The sequence below is a fragment of the Corynebacterium occultum genome (genome assembly GCF_009734425.1).
Taxonomy (GTDB): Bacteria; Actinomycetota; Actinomycetes; order Mycobacteriales; family Mycobacteriaceae; genus Corynebacterium; species Corynebacterium occultum.
In genome coordinates this window covers 1,809,469-1,826,220 of sequence record NZ_CP046455.1, presented here as the reverse complement: position 1 = coordinate 1,826,220, position 16,752 = coordinate 1,809,469, and the positions used below count along the sequence as shown (strand labels likewise).

18 protein-coding genes are annotated in these 16,752 nt (G+C 61.9%); 9 read left to right on the top strand and 9 right to left on the bottom strand.

The genetic code is table 11. The annotated features are described in order from the left end of the window. The first annotated feature begins 33 nt into the window (after positions 1-33). The 4 genes from pgsA to COCCU_RS08515 all read left to right on the top strand — a co-directional run bounded on the left by pgsA (position 34) and on the right by COCCU_RS08515 (position 2,494). Positions 34-645: a CDP-diacylglycerol--glycerol-3-phosphate 3-phosphatidyltransferase gene (gene pgsA, locus COCCU_RS08530; RefSeq protein WP_156231110.1), complete on the top strand. Its 612-nt coding sequence runs from the start codon at positions 34-36 to the stop codon at positions 643-645. Next, a complete protein-coding gene (locus tag COCCU_RS08525; RefSeq protein WP_156231109.1) occupies positions 623-1,177 on the top strand; it encodes a CinA family protein in 555 nt (184 codons plus the stop codon). The genes pgsA and COCCU_RS08525 overlap by 23 nt, the downstream gene beginning before the upstream one ends. 8 nt (positions 1,178-1,185) lie before the next feature. Continuing rightward, positions 1,186-1,518 (top strand): helix-turn-helix domain-containing protein, encoded by a 333-nt coding sequence (locus COCCU_RS08520; protein WP_156231108.1) that lies wholly within the window; start codon positions 1,186-1,188, stop codon positions 1,516-1,518. 139 nt (positions 1,519-1,657) lie between these two features. Then, the gene (locus COCCU_RS08515; RefSeq protein WP_156231107.1) at positions 1,658-2,494 is read left to right on the top strand and encodes a PspA/IM30 family protein; all 837 of its coding nucleotides are present in this window, start codon (positions 1,658-1,660) and stop codon (positions 2,492-2,494) included. A gap of 537 nt (positions 2,495-3,031) precedes the next feature. Here COCCU_RS08515 and COCCU_RS08510 read toward each other — a convergent pair. The 3 genes from COCCU_RS08510 to COCCU_RS08500 are packed head-to-tail and all read right to left on the bottom strand — an operon-like array spanning position 3,032 to position 4,981. Further along, positions 3,032-3,643, bottom strand: a complete 612-nt coding sequence (locus COCCU_RS08510; protein ID WP_156231106.1) for an energy-coupling factor transporter transmembrane component T family protein — start codon at positions 3,641-3,643, stop codon at positions 3,032-3,034. Beyond that, positions 3,640-4,332 carry an energy-coupling factor ABC transporter ATP-binding protein gene (locus tag COCCU_RS08505; RefSeq protein ID WP_156231105.1) on the bottom strand — a complete coding sequence of 231 codons (693 nt, stop codon included), beginning with the start codon at positions 4,330-4,332 and terminating at the stop codon, positions 3,640-3,642. The genes COCCU_RS08510 and COCCU_RS08505 overlap by 4 nt, the downstream gene beginning before the upstream one ends. A 4-nt stretch (positions 4,333-4,336) precedes the next feature. After that, positions 4,337-4,981, bottom strand: coding sequence for a biotin transporter BioY (locus COCCU_RS08500; RefSeq protein WP_156231104.1), 645 nt, complete (start codon positions 4,979-4,981; stop codon positions 4,337-4,339). 203 nt (positions 4,982-5,184) lie between these two features. Between COCCU_RS08500 and COCCU_RS08495 the strand changes: the two genes are divergently transcribed. From COCCU_RS08495 to recX, 3 genes are all read left to right on the top strand, one after another. Continuing rightward, positions 5,185-5,391, top strand: a complete 207-nt coding sequence (locus COCCU_RS08495; protein WP_156231103.1) for a DUF3046 domain-containing protein — start codon at positions 5,185-5,187, stop codon at positions 5,389-5,391. A 333-nt stretch (positions 5,392-5,724) separates the two neighbouring features. Continuing rightward, positions 5,725-6,876, top strand: coding sequence for a recombinase RecA (gene recA, locus COCCU_RS08490; RefSeq protein ID WP_156231102.1), 1,152 nt, complete (start codon positions 5,725-5,727; stop codon positions 6,874-6,876). A gap of 5 nt (positions 6,877-6,881) precedes the next feature. Beyond that, the gene (gene recX, locus COCCU_RS08485; protein WP_156231101.1) at positions 6,882-7,511 is read left to right on the top strand and encodes a recombination regulator RecX; all 630 of its coding nucleotides are present in this window, start codon (positions 6,882-6,884) and stop codon (positions 7,509-7,511) included. Positions 7,512-7,708: 197 nt separating this feature from the next. Here recX and COCCU_RS08480 read toward each other — a convergent pair whose 3' ends face one another. The 4 genes from COCCU_RS08480 to gluA all read right to left on the bottom strand — a co-directional run bounded on the left by COCCU_RS08480 (position 7,709) and on the right by gluA (position 11,068). Continuing rightward, positions 7,709-8,650, bottom strand: a complete 942-nt coding sequence (locus COCCU_RS08480; RefSeq protein WP_197088320.1) for an amino acid ABC transporter permease — start codon at positions 8,648-8,650, stop codon at positions 7,709-7,711. Next, positions 8,650-9,336: a glutamate ABC transporter permease GluC gene (gluC, locus tag COCCU_RS08475; RefSeq protein WP_156231099.1), complete on the bottom strand. Its 687-nt coding sequence runs from the start codon at positions 9,334-9,336 to the stop codon at positions 8,650-8,652. Before gluC ends, COCCU_RS08480 begins: the two co-directional genes overlap by 1 nt. A gap of 66 nt (positions 9,337-9,402) precedes the next feature. Beyond that, on the bottom strand, positions 9,403-10,272 hold the full coding sequence (locus tag COCCU_RS08470) for a glutamate ABC transporter substrate-binding protein (protein WP_156231098.1): 870 nt from the start codon (positions 10,270-10,272) through the stop codon (positions 9,403-9,405). A 67-nt stretch (positions 10,273-10,339) separates the two neighbouring features. Further along, complete coding sequence (gene gluA, locus COCCU_RS08465) at positions 10,340-11,068, bottom strand: glutamate ABC transporter ATP-binding protein GluA (protein ID WP_156232727.1); 729 nt, start codon at positions 11,066-11,068, stop codon at positions 10,340-10,342. 277 nt (positions 11,069-11,345) lie between these two features. Between gluA and miaB the strand changes: the two genes are divergently transcribed. Continuing rightward, the gene (miaB, locus tag COCCU_RS08460) at positions 11,346-12,902 is read left to right on the top strand and encodes a tRNA (N6-isopentenyl adenosine(37)-C2)-methylthiotransferase MiaB (protein WP_197088319.1); all 1,557 of its coding nucleotides are present in this window, start codon (positions 11,346-11,348) and stop codon (positions 12,900-12,902) included. Positions 12,903-13,264: 362 nt separating this feature from the next. Further along, positions 13,265-13,960 carry an Rv2732c family membrane protein gene (locus COCCU_RS08455; RefSeq protein WP_156231097.1) on the top strand — a complete coding sequence of 232 codons (696 nt, stop codon included), beginning with the start codon at positions 13,265-13,267 and terminating at the stop codon, positions 13,958-13,960. An 87-nt stretch (positions 13,961-14,047) separates the two neighbouring features. On the opposite strand, the gene COCCU_RS08450 is transcribed toward COCCU_RS08455, so the two are convergent. Continuing rightward, positions 14,048-15,175 (bottom strand): hypothetical protein, encoded by a 1,128-nt coding sequence (locus COCCU_RS08450; RefSeq protein ID WP_156231096.1) that lies wholly within the window; start codon positions 15,173-15,175, stop codon positions 14,048-14,050. Positions 15,176-15,192: 17 nt separating this feature from the next. Beyond that, on the bottom strand, positions 15,193-16,599 hold the full coding sequence (locus COCCU_RS08445) for a DUF349 domain-containing protein (protein ID WP_156231095.1): 1,407 nt from the start codon (positions 16,597-16,599) through the stop codon (positions 15,193-15,195). Positions 16,600-16,752: the final 153 nt, after the last annotated feature.

Sequence of the window (16,752 nt, the reverse complement as noted above, 5' to 3'; positions counted from 1 at the left end):
GGCCTAATCCGGCCACCGGGTAGGGTTGTGGCTGTGAATGCAGCAGCTTCGAACGCAAGCCAGGTAGGGGATCAGACGGCCAAGCCCTCCAATTTCAACCTGCCCAATGTATTGACGAGTCTGCGGATCATCTTGATCCCGCTTTTCGTCTGGCTGGTATTGCGGGCCGATGATCAGCATCTGTCCTGGATGTGGGGGGCATTCGCCCTCTTTGTCGCTCTGATGATCACCGATAAACTTGATGGTGATATCGCTCGGGCACGTGGCCTGGTCACTGATTTCGGCAAGATCGCTGATCCCATCGCTGATAAAGCCCTGATGACCAGTGCACTGGTCTGCCTGAACATCACGGGTGTCTTGCCCTGGTGGGTGACAGTGGTGATCGTCATTCGTGAGTTTGGCATCACCATGTGGCGGATGTTCCAGCTCCGCGCCGGACGTGTCGTGCCGGCCTCCAAGGGGGGCAAGCTCAAGACTGCGCTGCAGACCCTGGCGGTGGGCCTCTACCTTTGCCCGTTGCCGGAATGGATGAACCTTCCGACCTGGATCGTGATGCTGGCTGCCGTGGCGGTCACCGTCTACACCGGCATCCAGTACCTGATCGACTCCCGACGGATTTCCGATGACGACAGCGACCGTAACTGAACTGATCCGGGAACTGAAGGCAGCGGGGCAGACCCTGGCCTGCTGTGAGTCTCTGAGTTCCGGGTTGGCTGCCGCCGCCATAACCTCAGTTCCGGGTGCCTCCGCGGTTTTCCGGGGTGGTCTGGTCACCTATGCCACCGATTTGAAGGCCACCCTCGCCGGGGTGGATCCCGAGGTGCTCCGGAAGGTTGGCCCGGTGGCGGCCGAGACGGCGGAACAGATGGCGGCTGGTGCCCGAAAGGTTTGTGGGGCGGATTGGGCTTTCTCCTTGACGGGGGTGGCTGGACCTGACCCACAGAATGGACATCCCGTGGGAGAGGTTTTTCTGGGGATCGCGGGGCCGGAGGGGCTGTTGCACAGTCATCGGATCATGCCTGAAGGGCAGACCCATCTGGTTCCGGGTGCTGTGGATTCTCAACCGATCCGCGTCCTCAATGGTGACCGCGCGGAGATCAGAACGCGTAGCGTGGAATATGCACTGCAGAAAGTTCTTGGAATCCTTCTGGAACAAAAAGCAGGGAAAGGTCGTTGATTAAAGTGATGGCTACTAATACCGCACTTCTTGACCAGCCGGTGGTGACTACCTCTCGCCGACCGCAACCGCTGCTGCGTGAAGCACTCGGCGAAGCGCTCAGATCCTACCGGACCGAGCAGGGGATCACCCTGCGAGAACTCGCTGAGTCTGCCCGGGTCTCCCCGGGTTACCTCTCAGAACTTGAACGCGGCCGCAAGGAGGTTTCCTCCGAGCTGCTCGCATCGGTGTGTCATGCTCTCTCCGCATCGGTGGCTGAGGTTCTCATCGAGGCCGCCGGCTCCATGGCGCTGCAGTCGGTGGTGGAGGAAATGACCACCCCGTCACCATCTGTGAGGTGACTTCCCCAAGGGGGGAGAAGCCCCGCGTAGCGGGGATATTTCCGCTACCATGGTGACGATCATCAACTCGCCCCTGAGCTGTCCTGCAGTGCATGGAGCTGACCACTACTAGTTCACTAATTCCTAGGAGGCCCGACACATGGCGAATCCCTTTGTCAAGGCATGGAAGTACCTTATGGCCCTGTTTGACTCGAAGATCGAGGAGAACGCCGACCCGAAGGTGCAGATCCAGCAGGCGATTGAGGATGCCCAGCGCCAGCACCAGGAGCTGTCCCAGCAGGCGGCCGCCGTGATCGGTAACCAGCGTCAGCTTGAAATGCAGCTCAACCGTCGTCTCGGGGAGATCGAGAAGCTCCAGGCAAACACCCGTCAGGCTCTGCAGCTGGCCGATAAGGCACGCGCCGAGGGTGACGAGAAGAAGGCCATGGAGTATGAGAACGCTGCTGAGGCCTTCGCTGCTCAGCTGGTCACCGCAGAGCAGTCCGTCGAGGACACCAAGCAGCTCCATGATCAGGCTCTGCAGCAGGCTGACCAGGCCAAGCAGGCGGTAGAGCGTAACTCCATGGCGTTGCAGCAGAAGGTCGCGGAGCGTACCAAGCTGCTCAGTCAGCTGGAGCAGGCCAAAATGCAGGAGAAGGTTTCTGAGTCCCTGCAGTCTATGAACTCCATTTCAGGTTCGAGCAACTCCCCGAACCTGGATCAGGTGCGTGAAAAGATTGAGCGTCGTTATGCCAACGCCCTGGGCCAGGCTGAACTCGCCGAGAACTCTGTTGAGGGTCGTATGGCTGAGGTGCAGCAGGCCGGTGTTCAGATGGCAGGTCACTCCCGTCTGGAGCAGATCCGTGCAGAGATGTCCGGTGACAACCAGATCAGCTCCAAGCCGCAGGGTTCCATTGAGTCGGGCACTGCAGGGTCCTCCAATGTGGACACTGATGCGGTCGCTCAGCGGATGCGTGAACTGCGCGGCGAGCAGTAGCTTCCGCCAGTCTCAGCGGTAGAAGACCCGGTTTCAGTGGGGGAGATGAGAATTCATCCCCCAGCCGAAACCGGGTCTTTTCATGCTGCAGGCCCCCTCGTTGTCAGTTTCAAAGGCCCCCTGGCGGTGCAGATGTTATGTCGGACCATGCGGATGGGGGCACAGCTCCACACAGCAAGGCAATACGGGTTTGCCTACTCTGCGTTAGCGTTCTCCGTAGCTGGTTTCCTGGTCGCCTGTCTGGGTTGGGGCCTGTTGAGTCGTGAAGCCACCATCATGGCAGTCGTGGTCTCACTGATGGGGATAGTGTGTCTTACCGGCTATGCGATCACCGTCAAGAACCAGCCCGATGATTAGGAACTGTCCTGGGTACTCGGGGCGAGGAGAATACCCTCTCAGGGCGGCGCTGATGGCGGGCCCGCACACTCACCCTCCTTCTGAGTGTGAGTGGTCCGAGGCAGCATCCGCAGTCCCAGAGGACTTCTGAAAACTAAACCCGCGGGCGGTGTGGCTGGGGAGCCCGATAAAAGGTGTCAGCTAATCTCCGACGCCGCGGGCCTGGAGGGCTTCGCCGATGCCTTGGGCGCGCCGCATGCTGCGGATCAGGACGGGGGTGCCGAAGGCACGGATGGAGAAAGACGCACCCCGGGCCTTGCGGGCGTTGAGCACCTCCTGGACGGTCGCCAGCTGCAGCGGGATCAGTCGGATTGTCAGGGAGATGGCCAGACTGATGGATTCCACCGGAATCCCGAAGCGCGCCAATGGGGCCAGCAGCTTATCGATGGCGTCCATGATCGCCGGAATGGTGGTGGTCAAGGTGAGCAGCGTGGCAGCCATGATCGCGGCAAAAATGACCAGCACCATGCTCAGGGCGGTTTCCGCACCCCGCTGCCACCACTGGAACAGGCCCAGAACCGCCAGGATCGGTAGCGGTGGCCAGAGCTGGCTGATGGCCACCCCCAGCGGAATTCGGGCGATCAGATAACCAGCCACGGGGAACAGCAGGACAAGTACGGCCACCAGTGGGGTCTTGATGAAGATCGCAGTGCCGAGGATGTAGAGAATCAGAACCGCGAATTTCCAAGTCGGCGGGGTGCGGTGGATCAGACTGTTGCCGGGGACATAGAAACCCAGGGGAAGCGTATTCACAGCGGCCGTGCCTCCATCAGTCCGAGATAATGGTCGATGACCTCCGTGGGGGGACCATCCGCCACGATCTGATGCTCATCGATGCAGAGCACCCTTTCAAAGCCGCTCAGGAAATTCAGGTCATGGGTGACCACAATCAGCTGCTGTTCCAAGGCATCGAACTCCCGGCGGATCCGCTGCCGGTTACGCAGGTCTAGCAGGGTGGTCGGCTCATCAGCGACGATCACCTCCGGCTGCAGTACCAGCACGGCAGCCAGGGCGAGCAACTGCTTCTGACCACCGGAGAGCAGGTGGGGGGAGTGCTCGGCATGGCCAGCCAATTCGAAGCGTTCCAACATCTCATCTACCCGCTGTCGACGCTCGGCACGGGGGAGTTTGAGTTGTCGTAGTGAGAAATCGATGTCATCTCGGACGCGTGGCATGATGATCTGGTTCTCCGCGTCGGAGAATACGAAACCCACCCGGCGGCGGACTGTGCGGCCATGGTCGGCAACGTTGAGACCGTCAACGAGCACCCGCCCCTGGGTGGGCTCGCCGAGCCCGTTGATCAGTCGTGCCAGGGTGGACTTGCCTCCTCCGTTGGCGCCGATGATCCCGATCCGGTGCTCGCTGAGTCGGAGATTGATTCCGCTGAGGACCGGCACCTCGTCATAGGAGACGTGCACATCCTCGAAGATAATATCGGGCATCAGATCAGTGTGCCTGAACTCCGGAGGGCTCGGCACCTGTAACACCGCGTCGAACCTCATCCTGCGAACTTGTCCTGGGGGAGCGGCGACGGAGCAGATCCGGGAAGGCGGAGTGGACACCCACCGCAATGGCTACCATCAGCGCAAATTTCGCCAGATCAGGAATGATGAAGGGTAACTGGGCCAGGCTGGCCTCGGCGATCGAGAGGTCGGCGCGGAAGACCAGCCCCAGCGCACCGCAGAGGTACTGCAGCAGAAGACCCATCACGGCAGCGAGGGTGAATACCGCCACCTGGCCGATGCGGTTCTTCCGCGGGGCGCGGTAGGCGATCAGGCCGGCCACGGTGGCGGACACGATGTAGCCGAGGATGTACCCCACGGTCGGTCCGGCCAGGGCTGCCAGGGTGGTGCGGCCGCCGGCAAGGACCGGCAGGCCGATCAGTCCGAGACCGACGAACAGGGTGGCGGCCAGGCCACCACGCCGACCACCGAGCACCAGACCGGCCAGGACGACTGCGGCGTTCTGCAGCACGATGGGGACACCGGCGGTACCGATCGGGATGGAGACGAAGGCGAGCACGATGATCAATGCCGCGAAGACGGCGATATAGGCCAGATCCTGGGCCAGTGAGGGTCGTTTGTTATTCATGGGAAAATATCCTACCTTGAACGGTGTTCAACCATTCAAACGGCTACTTTGAACACTGTTTAAGTGCTTGCCATCCGGGGTGGCGGGGCTAAATTTTGGGGTGGGTTCACGGCGGTCTCCCAGGCCGACGTTCGAGAGATTCTGGTCCGGTCGACGGGGATCCACTCTCGGTTCCGGGGTGTGCTCTCGGTAGGATGCGGGGCATGCGTTTGACGGAGTTCCATCAGTTGGTCCGCGATGAATTCGGCGATGCGAAAGGAGGCTGGATCCTCGACTCCCATGTCCTGGAGAGGCTGGGGGACACTGCCGGCAATCTGCTGGAGGGCGGGGTGGATCCCCGGCACATCTGGCGTGGTCTCTGTGATGACTTTGATGTCCCGGAGGGGCGACGCCTGGGAAGGGATGATTGAGGTGCGGTAATGCGATTTTTGCTGAGGCCTTGATAGGTCTGTGGTGAAGCTCTGGAAAGTGGTTTCACAGACGTTGCTTTCGAACAGTTGTGCGTGTAAGTTCGAACTCGAAGAACCGGGGTGCCGGTACCGTGCACAGATATGAAGCCAAGGGTGAGGGAGCCGAATCGAATGCATTCGGGTCTAATGAAACGTTGGCGCATTCCAGTACACAGCTCCATAAAACAATGATTAACGCTCCCGCCAGCGGTGAGGTTCCTCATCGGATAACCCGAAGACACCTCCCGACGGATCCGGCAGCACCCAGCTACACCGAGAGTTAAGGAAGAAAACATGGCCCCGAAGAAGAAGGCAGCGACAGCCTCCAACAAAGAGGACCGTCAGAAGGCGCTCGACTCCGCGCTTGCCCTGATCGAGAAGGATTTTGGCAAGGGAGCGGTGATGCGCCTGGGTGATGAGAACCGTCCGCCGATCAGCGTCATCCCCTCCGGCAACGCCGCCATCAATGTCGCCCTCGGCATCGGTGGTTTTCCCCGTGGCCGTGTCGTGGAGATCTACGGGCCGGAATCCTCCGGTAAGACCACCGTTGCCCTGCACGCCATCGCAGAAGCCCAGCGTGCTGGCGGCATCGCCGCCTTCATTGACGCCGAGCACGCCCTGGATCCGGATTATGCCGGCAAGCTCGGCGTGGACACCGATGCCCTTCTGGTCTCCCAGCCGGACAATGGTGAGCAGGCCCTGGAGATCGCCGATATGCTGGTGCGCTCCGGAGCCATCGACATCATCGTCATTGACTCGGTGGCGGCCCTGACCCCCAGGGCTGAGATCGACGGCGAGATGGGTGATAGCCACGTCGGCCTTCAGGCCCGCCTCATGAGCCAGGCACTGCGCAAAATGACCGGCGCCCTCCACAACTCAGGTACCACCGCGATCTTCATTAACCAGCTGCGTGAGAAGATCGGCGTGATGTTCGGCTCCCCGGAAACCACCACCGGCGGTAAGGCACTGAAGTTCTATGCCTCAATACGTTGCGATATCCGCCGTATCCAGACCCTCAAGGATGGGCAGGATGCCATCGGTAACCGAACCCGCCTGAAGGTGGTCAAGAATAAGGTTTCCCCGCCCTTCAAGATTGCCGAGTTTGACATCATGTACGGCGAGGGAATCTCCCGCGAGTCCTCAATCATCGACATGGGGGTGGAAAACGGCATCATCAAGAAGTCCGGTTCCTGGTTCACCTACGACGGTGACCAGCTCGGCCAGGGCAAGGAGAAGGTCCGTCTCTACCTCAAGGAGAACCAGGACCTGGCTGATGAGATCGAGAAGAAGATCATGTCCAAGCTCGGGGTCGGTCCTGAGGCGGCCCTCGAGGAGGGACTCAGCGATGATCCGGTGGATATGGTCCCCAATGTCGACTTCGAGGACGAGGATGATGACGAGGTCGGGGTAGCGGCGGAGCCGGAGACCGCCGCCGGAAATGAATAACAGTCATGGGGTACGAGGCTAATTCCGCTGACAGCAGCCGCAACGCCAGATCTGTAGACCCGGAGAAGCTGACCAAGCTCCGCCGGGCACTGGAGGCCTATGAGGCCGGGCAGGGGCCGAAACTCTTCGACCATCAGGCTGAGGAGGCTAAGGCAGCTGTGCGGAAACGTGCCTTGGGACTGCTTGACCACCGTGCCCGTTCCCGCCGGGAACTGAAGGAAAGATTGACCGACGCAGAATTTGAGCCTGCCATCATCGAGGATGTCCTCGATGATCTGCAGGAAGCAAAACTGATCGACGATCAGGACTTCGCCAATGAATGGGTCCGCCAGCGTCACCAACGGCGCGGTAAATCTATCCGGGCCCTGGACCGTGAACTCAGCCAGAAGGGCATCGATCAGAACGCCCGGGACCGGGCTCTGGAGCAGATCGGCACCGAGGATGAGGCGGCCATGGCCCGCCAGTTGGCGGAGAAGAAGGCCCGCTCCATCAAGGAGATTCCCGCTGACCGCTCCGAGCATGACAAACAGCTGCGCCGGGTGGCCGGGGTGCTCGCGAGAAGAGGTTTTCCGGGGCCGATGTCCCTGCAGATCTCGCGTGAGGTGCTGGCTGAACGGCACCGCGAGTTGGAGTAGGCGGCTTCCGGCTGGACAGGTCTCGGTGGGACGGGTCTGGTTAAGGGGAAGAACCAGACCTTCCGGCCGCCTCGCACCCCCCTCTCTCAACCAAGGCACCGGGATCATCAGTAGGAAGAGCACCTCCCGGACAAGGGATCCCTTGTCCGGGAGGTGCTCTTTTTGCTTCACCTAAAGACCGAAGCCCGAGGAGACTGCTATTCCGACGGGTTTTTGATCTCCTTGTATCCCGGGGCATGCCAGTCGACGTTGACGTTATCCTTGGTGTCCAGGCCCTGGTCGGGCATCTCAGGCACCTTGGCGACGATATTGCGTCGTGCCCGCCCAGCCCGCAGCTGACGCTCGACACGCTCGGCTACCAGGGTCAGGGCGTAGTTGATCAGGATCATGATGATCGCCACCACGACCAGAGCAGCCAGGTAGTTCTGGTTCGAGGAAGCCGACTGGATACCGGAACGGACCACCTCGACATAACCGATCTGGTAACCGAGGGCGGAGTCCTTCAGCGCGATGACCATCTGCGAGATCAGAGCCGGGAGCATGGCGGCCACCGCCTGCGGCAGCTGAATCGACCACAGGGTCTGCCGGTGTGACAACCCCAGCGCCTGGGAGGCCTCAACCTGTCCTTTGGGCAGGCTGCGGATACCGGAGCGCAGGATCTCGGCGATCACGGATCCGTTGTACATGGTCAGGCCGAAGACTACCGCGCCGAAGGCGAGCTGACGGGGAGGCAGGATGCTGTAGATCGCGAAGAGCTGGTAGGCGAAGATCATCAGCAGCAGCACCGGGATGGCGCGGAAGAATTCGACGATCGCACCGCAGATCCAGCGCAGCCAGGCAGCCTGGGAGAGTCGTCCCAGTCCCAGCAGAACTCCCATCACCAGGGCGAGGATGATCGAGACGAAAGCAGATTTCAGGGTGCCCCACAGGCCGGGAAGGAGATAGGTCTCCCAGGTCTGGCTGTTGAGGAAGGGGGACCACTTCGCGGCGGTCAGCTGGCCATTACCTGCGAGGGTGTAGAGCACCCAGGCGATGATGGCTAGGGCCACCAGCAGGGTGATCGCCGTGTAGATGCGGTTGTTGCGTCTTCCTTTCGGCCCGGGGGCGTCATAGAGGACGGTGGCGCGTACCTCACTCATTATTTCCTCACCGCCAGTCTCGTGGAGAGTCGGTCCAGGGTCAGACCCATCGGCAGGGTGAGGATCATGAATCCGATCGCGAAGATACCGAAGATGATGAAGAGCATGTTGGCGTGGTTCTCCACGGTTTCCTTCATCAGCAGCGAAGCTTCGGCGACTCCGATCACCGAGGCGATGGTGGTGTTCTTGGTCAACGCGATCAGGGTGTTGCCCAGTGGCACGATAGCGGCACGCAATGCCTGGGGGAAGATGATGTTGCCGAAAATCTGGGGAAATTCCAGCCCGATGGAACGTGCTGCCTCGGCCTGCCCGAAGTGGACTGTGTTGATGCCGGAGCGTAGGGATTCCGCGACGAAGGCCGAGGTGTAGAGAATGAAACCCAGGACCGCGAGGCGGAAGTTGTTGTCGCTGAGGAAGGTCCCGGAATCCCGGCCAGCCAGGGTCAGACCGAGGTTCTGGTAGAGGCCGAAGGAGCAGAACAGGATGATCAGGGTGAGGGGGGTATTGCGGACGGTGTTGATGTAGAAGGTGGCCAGGCCGCGCAGGATACGGACGGGGGCCACTCTCATGGCGGTGAGGATCGTGCCCAGGATCATGGATCCAATGGCGGAGAGCACGGTCAGCTTAATGGTGATCCAGAACGCCGGCCACAGGGACGGCCCCAGATCGGCCCAGAAGTCGTTCATCCTCTCGACCTCCTCCTTGCGGATAGGGGCCCCTCAGCAACTGCTGAGGGGACGGTGCACGAGTGATTAATCCAGGAAAGACAGGTCACCCGGGGTGCCCGGGGTGATACCTTCACCTTGGTCGAGGTTGTCGCTGACAAATTGGTCGAAGGAGCCGCTGGAATGCATTTCCTCCAGGGCGGCGTTGAGGGCGTCGGTGGCTGCCTCATCATCCTTGGCCAGGCCGATGCCGTAGTACTCATTGGTGAAGGGCTCGCCGTCATCCTTGCTCATCTCCACGACGGTGAACTGGCCGGGGGACTGGGCGGAGTAGCCGTTGAGAATGGTGGCATCGGTGGTCATCGCATCGATATTGCCCTGGCGTAGTGCCTCCACACAGGAGGAGTAGGTGTCATACTCCTGGAGCTGGACACCTGGCAGCACCTCTTTGACAGTTTGGGCCGGGGTGGAGCCGGTCACTGAGCAGAGGATTTTGCCGTCGAGGTCCGCCACCTCAGTGATCTCGGTGTTGTCCTCCCGGATCAGGAGTGCCTGATGGGTCAGGAGGTAGGGGCCACCGAAGTTGACCGTCTCGGCACGGGCATTGTTGATGGAGTAGGTGGCGGCGATCATGTCGACCTCGCCATTCTGGATGAGGGTCTCCCGCTGTGCGGAGGGAGTTTCCCGCCAGGTGATCTCCGGGGCATCCCAGCCATTGTCAGCGGCGATGTACTCCACGACGTATTCGGCGACATCGACATCAAGTCCGGACATGGTGCCGTCCGGGTTGCGCAGGCCAAGTCCCGGCTGGTCGTACTTGGTGCCCAGGGTCACTGAACCGGCCTCGATATTGGCGAGTAGTCCTTCAGAGGAGCTGGAGTTACAGGCGGCCAGGGTAACGCTGCTGAGGCCGGCGACAGCGAGGACGGAGGCGAGGCGGAGAGTGGAGCGTTTCATCGTGTTTTTCCTTCTGTGGGTGGGTATGGGGCCGGGGGAACTGAACTCCCGCCGGTGCAACCGTGGTTTAGTGGGCGAGAATTTTGCCGAGGAAGTCTTTGGCCCGGTCACTCTTCGGGTTGCTGAAGAATTCTTCCGGGGGAGCATCCTCGACGATCTGCCCATCAGCCATGAACAGGACCCGATCGGCGACCTTGCGGGCGAAGCCCATCTCATGGCTGACCACGAGCATGGTCATCCCTGACTTGGCCAGGTTGGCCATGACCTCAAGGACCTCGTTGACCATCTCCGGATCCAGGGCGGAGGTCGGCTCATCGAAGAGCATGACCTTCGGGTCCATGGCCAGGGCCCGGGCAATGGCCACGCGCTGTTGCTGGCCGCCAGAAAGCTGGGCCGGATATTTGTCTGCCTGGTTGGCGATTCCGACCCGTTCCAGCAGCTGCATGGCGCGGTCCACAGCTTCTTTCTTCTTCTTATTCCGCACCTTGATCGGGCCGAGGGTGACATTGTCCCTGATCTTCAGGTGGGGGAAGAGGTTGAAGGACTGAAATACCATGCCCACATCAGCCCGGAGCTTGGCCAGTTCCTTGCCTTCTTCCGGCAGGAGTTTCCCGTCAATCTCGATCGTGCCGTCCTCGATGGTCTCGAGACGGTTGATGGTGCGGCAGAGGGTGGATTTACCAGACCCGGAGGGGCCGAGGACGACCACCACCTGGCCGCGGGGGACTTCCAGGTTGATGTCGGTGAGGGCCTGGAAATCGTCGAAGTACTTCTGGACGTTCTTCATCCGGATCATGGGCTGCTCATTGCCGCCCGCGCCGGCCGCGGGGGAGGGTGCTCCCGCTGGTGACTGCGTGCTCTCGCTCATGGAGAAGAGATTAATGTAGTTCATGTCACATTTGTTGAAAATGGACGAGAATGTTTCCGAAAGAGTGCAATCGTTATTTTTTCGGGCACCTCCAGCGTTTTCCGCCCCTGTTTCCTGGGGCAGACCACCTCCCCAGGTGGGGTCACCCGGTATCGGGATCTCCTGCATTAGGAGCTGTTTGGAGCGCTGGCTAGAATGTCTCGATGTGTCGCAGGAAACCAAGGTGAAGGAATCAGTCGGGGCCCGTACCTATGAGGTGCGGACCTTCGGCTGCCAGATGAATGTCCATGATTCGGAGCGTCTCTCGGGACTGCTCGAGGAGGCAGGTTATGTCCCGGCCACGGATTCGGTGAAGCCGGATCTCGTGGTGCTCAATACCTGCGCGGTGCGGGAGAACGCCGACAAGAAGCTCTACGGCACCCTCGGCTCGCTGAAAGCCGTCAAGGACCAGCACCCCGGCATGCAGATTGCCGTGGGTGGCTGTCTGGCACAGAAGGACAAGGATGTGGTGGTGAAGAAGGCGCCCTGGGTGGACGCGGTCTTCGGAACCCACAACATCGGCTCCCTGCCGACCCTGCTCAAGCGTGCCGCCCACAATGAACGCGCCGAAGTCGAGATCGTGGACTCCCTGGAGCAGTTCCCTTCCGTGCTGCCCGCCAAGCGGGAGTCCGCTTATGCTGGCTGGGTTTCGGTTTCAGTCGGTTGCAACAACACCTGCACCTTCTGCATCGTGCCCAGCCTGCGCGGCAAGGAAGCAGATCGTCGTCCCGGCGATATTCTCGCCGAGGTGCAGGCCCTGGTGGATCAGGGTGTCACCGAGGTGACCCTGCTGGGCCAGAATGTCAACGCCTATGGCGTGAACTTCGCGGACCCGGAGCTCGAGCGGGACCGCTCCGCATTTTCGAAGCTGTTGCGCGCCTGCGGTGAGATCGAGGGACTGGAGCGGGTGCGTTTCACCAGCCCGCACCCCGCGGAGTTCACCTCTGATGTCATCGATGCGATGGCGGAGACCCCGAATATCTGCCCGCAGCTGCACATGCCCCTGCAGTCTGGTTCGGACAAGGTGCTCAAGGAGATGCGCCGCTCCTACCGTTCGAAGAAATTCCTCGGCATCCTCGAGGAGGTCCGCGCTAAAATTCCGCATGCCTCGATCACCACCGACATCATCGTCGGTTTCCCCGGCGAGACGGAGGAGGACTTCCAAGACACCCTGGATGTCGTGGAGCAGGCCCGGTTCACCAGCGCCTACACCTTCCAGTACAGCCCACGCCCGGGGACCCCGGCCGCTGAGTATGAGAACCAGGTGCCCAAGGAAGTCGTTCAGGAACGCTATGAACGACTGATGGTCCTGCAGGAACGCATCAGTGAGGAGGGTAACCGCGAGCTCATCGGTCGGGAGCTTGAATTGCTGGTTCAGGCTGATGGGGGGCGGAAGAACCATGAAACCAAGCGGATGTCCGGTCGTGCCCCCGACGGCCGCCTGGTTCACTTCAATCCTGAGGCGTCGACTGAGGGTGCCATCGACCGTGGCATCCGCCCGGGTGACATGGTCACCATCAAGGTCACCTCCGCCGCGCCCTATTTCCTGATCGCCGATGAGGGTGTGCTGGGCCACCGCCGCACCCCCGCCGGTGATATGTCCGAGATCGGACAGGTGCCGACGACCGCACCCATCGGGGTCGGCCTGGGCCTGCCCCGGATCGGTGTCCCGGCCCCGGCCGTGGCCGAGGAGCACGGCTGCGGCAGCTCCTGCGGCTGCTGATCGCACCCCCCCAGCGGGGAAGCGAGCTCCGAAATCGGGAGGTTTGCTCCAAGGTGGGGAAACAGAACCTGCGGTGTGAGGTGCCCGAACCCGGCCGACGTGATGGCGCCGCTGGCGGGCCGTGACTGGGCCGTGGTGATCTGAGCTGCTTCTCCTATCTGGAGGAGGGTTTTCCTCCCACCGTGGGCCGGGAAGGATCCCCTCGGCGAAGCCATCGCCAGGCAAGCGGTGTCTCCAGAAGGGGAAAACACCCTAAATTGGTCTCTCCGGGACTAGGGCTAAGATTGAGCTCGGAGCCGGTCGGTGGAGGCAACACCGATCAGGAAGCACCGCGAACTCTTGACCTAGGAGAACCTGCAATAGTGAGTAGCACCAAGGGGACTCAATCCCCGAGCAATCCTTCCCGAAGAGAAGGGGCCGACAGCATCGCGAACCTGAGCGCCCGGGAACTGGCAGCGGCGGAACGCAAGGCCGCAGGTCGGGTCAGTCTGAAGGGCTACCAGGGTTTTCTCATCGCCGCCCTGGTGCTCTACGTGGCTTCCCTGGTGCTGCCCTTCAAGAGCGGGGTGCTGGGTTTCCAGGCTCTGCTCTTCCTGGATGACTCGCTGACCATCGCAGAGATCATCTTCGCACTGGCCACCTTCCTCAGCCTGGGCCTGGGAAACTCCCTGCTGCTGTTGACTCGCCGAACCTGGATTTCCTGGGTGACCTGGTTCTTCACCGGTATCAGCCTGTTCGTCTCCCTCTTCGCCTTGTGGATGCGTGGCACCCAGAGCAGTGACAGCCGCACCGGTTTCGGTGTCTATCTCGCCGTGCTCGGGGTCTTTCTGCTGACCTATGCACTCAGCTCCCTGATCCTGCGCCGCGATCCTGAGCAGGTCAGGATCGCAGAGCTACGGGCCACCACTGAGGATGAGGATCTGATCGCCCAGACGCAGCGGGAGGCCATGCTCTCCCAGCAGCGCCACAGTGAGGCAGAGGGTAACCCCTTGCTTATCGACGACCGTCGCAGCCGGGCTGCGGAGCGTCACCGCAACCGCAACCAGGGTCAGCGTTAGACAAGAAGACCCATAGAAAACACAGTGGAGCCGGAAACCCCTACCCGGGGTTTCCGGCTCCACTGATTTCTTATCCCCGGGAGACGCTCAGAGGAGGATCTTCTGCCACGCGGTACCACGACTGATCTCCCGCATCCCCAGACTGCGGTTGATATGCAGCATGCCGGCGTTCTGGGCGCCACCGGAGCTGTAGACCCGCTCCGCCCAGGGCCAGCGCTCCATGGCCTGAATCAGGGCCAAGTGCTTGACCATGCGGCCCAACCCCTGGCCTCGACGCCGGGGTGACACCACGGTGATGCCCTGTTCCAGGGTTCCCGGCTCGGAAGCCGGATGGCGGTGAAGCTCACTGAGTGCGACGGGGCCCGCGGCGTCGGAAAGCACCACATAGGCAACCTCCAGGCCGGTATTGAGCCGCCGGGCCTCTGCCTCCGCCAGCCGTTCCCGGGTCCAGCGCTGCGGTTCAAGGTAGAGCTGGCCGTGGGGGATATCCAGGGAAGCCTGATAGAGCAGACCCAGCACCCCCTCCAGGTGGGAATCGGGGATGAGGTGGGAATCGAAATAATCCACCCCCACATCCGCCGGGAGGATGGGGGACTGACGGGATACCTCAAAGAGCTCGATGACCCCCTGCACCTCCACCAGATCGGGAAGGAAACCCGCGGCACGCAACTGTTCAGCGAAGGACTCCGCGCCGGGATCCTCCGTGACGGGGTGGGTCTGCCAGAGCTGGATCACCTTCCGCCCCAGGGTGCGAGCCAGGGATTCGCCCTCGGCAAGCAGGGACTGGTACACCTGGCTGCCTTCCGCAGTCAGTCTTTCCCCTGGCACCGGCTGAAACTCGGCATCGAGCACGCACTCCAACTCCACCATCGCAAGATCTTCCCGCAGCGGGATGCTCAGGTGCAGGAAACCCAGGTACTCATAGTCCTCACTGACATCCGCGAAACCCTCGGTGAGGGTGCTCGGCAGGAGGGAATGCCCGGTATCAGGGTCAATCTCCCACATTCCGGGGCCGGACTCCGCCATCACCACCATCAGGGAGTCAGATTCGGTGGAGCCGGCCAGTCGCTGCACCACTCGGGCGGCGGACACCGAGGAGCCGGTTTCCCCGGTGATTTCCTGGGCGGCGAGGTTGGCCATGAAAACGAAACTGCGCACCACATCCGAGGGTTCCTGTCCCCGGACGGGGCGCGCAACTCTGAAGAAAGTCGCCATTGTGTGAGCGCGGGATCCTAACGCTGCTCGACGGCATTGAGGGCGGTGTCGGCCCATTCCTGCCACTGGGCGGCCTGGGCGCGGAACTTCTCAGCCTGCTTGGCCTTACCCTTGGCCTCAGCAGCCTCGGCAGCCTCGGTGAACTCCACGACCTTGGCGGTGAACTGAGCCGCCCGGGCCTGAGCTGCCGGGTCGGTGCGGCGCCACTGGGCATCAGCGGCATCAACGACGCGCTGCTCCAGCTCGCCGATCTTATTCTCGTACTCGGAGATCCGGTTGCGGGGGACAAAACCGATCCCCTCCCACTTCTCCTGCAGCTCAGCCAGCTTCGCCCGGGCCCGATCCAGATCCTTCTCCGGGTCGATCAGCGGGGAGTACTCAGCCAACAGGGCATCCTTGGCCTCCGCATTGGTGGCGAACTCACGGTCTCGCTCATCATTGACGGCGGAGCGGGCATCGAAGAAGTGGTCCTGGGCAGCCCGGAACCGAGCCCAGAGCTTGTCATCGACCTCGCGGGGAGCCCGACCGGCGGCCTTCCACTCCTGCATCAGGTCACGGTAGGCACGGGCGGTATCAGTCCAATCGGTGGAGTCCTGCAGGGCCTCGGCCCGCTCAACCAGCTCCTCCTTCACCCGTTTAGCCTGCACGCGACCGCGATCCAGCTCCGCGAAGTGGGCACCACGACGACGGTTGAAGGCATCCCGGGCACGGGAGTAGCGCTTCCAGAGGGAATCATCGGTCTTGCGGTCGATACCACGAATGGCCTTCCACTTCTCCAGGATCACCTGGATCCGGTCGCCCGCCTCCTTCCAGTTGGTGGCGTTCTCGGCCAACTCCTCAGCTTCGACAGCCAGCTGTTCCTTCTCCGCGATGGCGGCTTCACGACGCCGAGCCTTCTCTTCCTTGACCTGCTCATTAGTGGTCTCGGAGTGATTGATGACGGTGTCCAGACGCTGCGCCAGGCCCGCCAGATCACCGATGGCGGTGGCCGTCGGCAGGCTCTCCTGGAGCGTCTCAGCGCTCTTACGGATGGCAGCGGCCTCAGCAGGGTGGGCCTTCAGCCGGGACTCCAGCAGCTCCACCTCGGTGGCCAGGTCCTCGAAACGGGTGCCGTAGTGGGCCAGCCCCTCCTCCGGGGTGCCGGCCTGCCAGGAACCGATTGCCCGCTCACCTTCAGCGGTACGCACGTAGACGGTGCCGTCTTCATCGATGCGGCCCCACTTCTTCGGATCATTGGGGGTGTGCTGCGGCAGGGGCGCAGGAGTGCGCCGCTTGGCGGCGAGTGCGGCCGGGGTGGCACCGGGGCGGGGGCCGGGCTTCGGACCCGGCCTGGGCACCGGGGTGCTCCCCACCTGGGTGGCAGGGTCCTGCTTCCCGCTACCGGGCTGGGGCGTCGGGTTCGGGTTCGACGGAGAGGTGCTCATGGTGCTGGTCCTTCTGTGCTGTTCGCCGCGCTTCACGGCTGCCAAGACCTGGCATGCCAGGTCATCATTCATCATCCAAACATCGCCGCACCGTTGAACCCGATCTGTTTCAACCTTGCCGGGAGCTGCGGTGCGTATGTTTCACTTAACTTA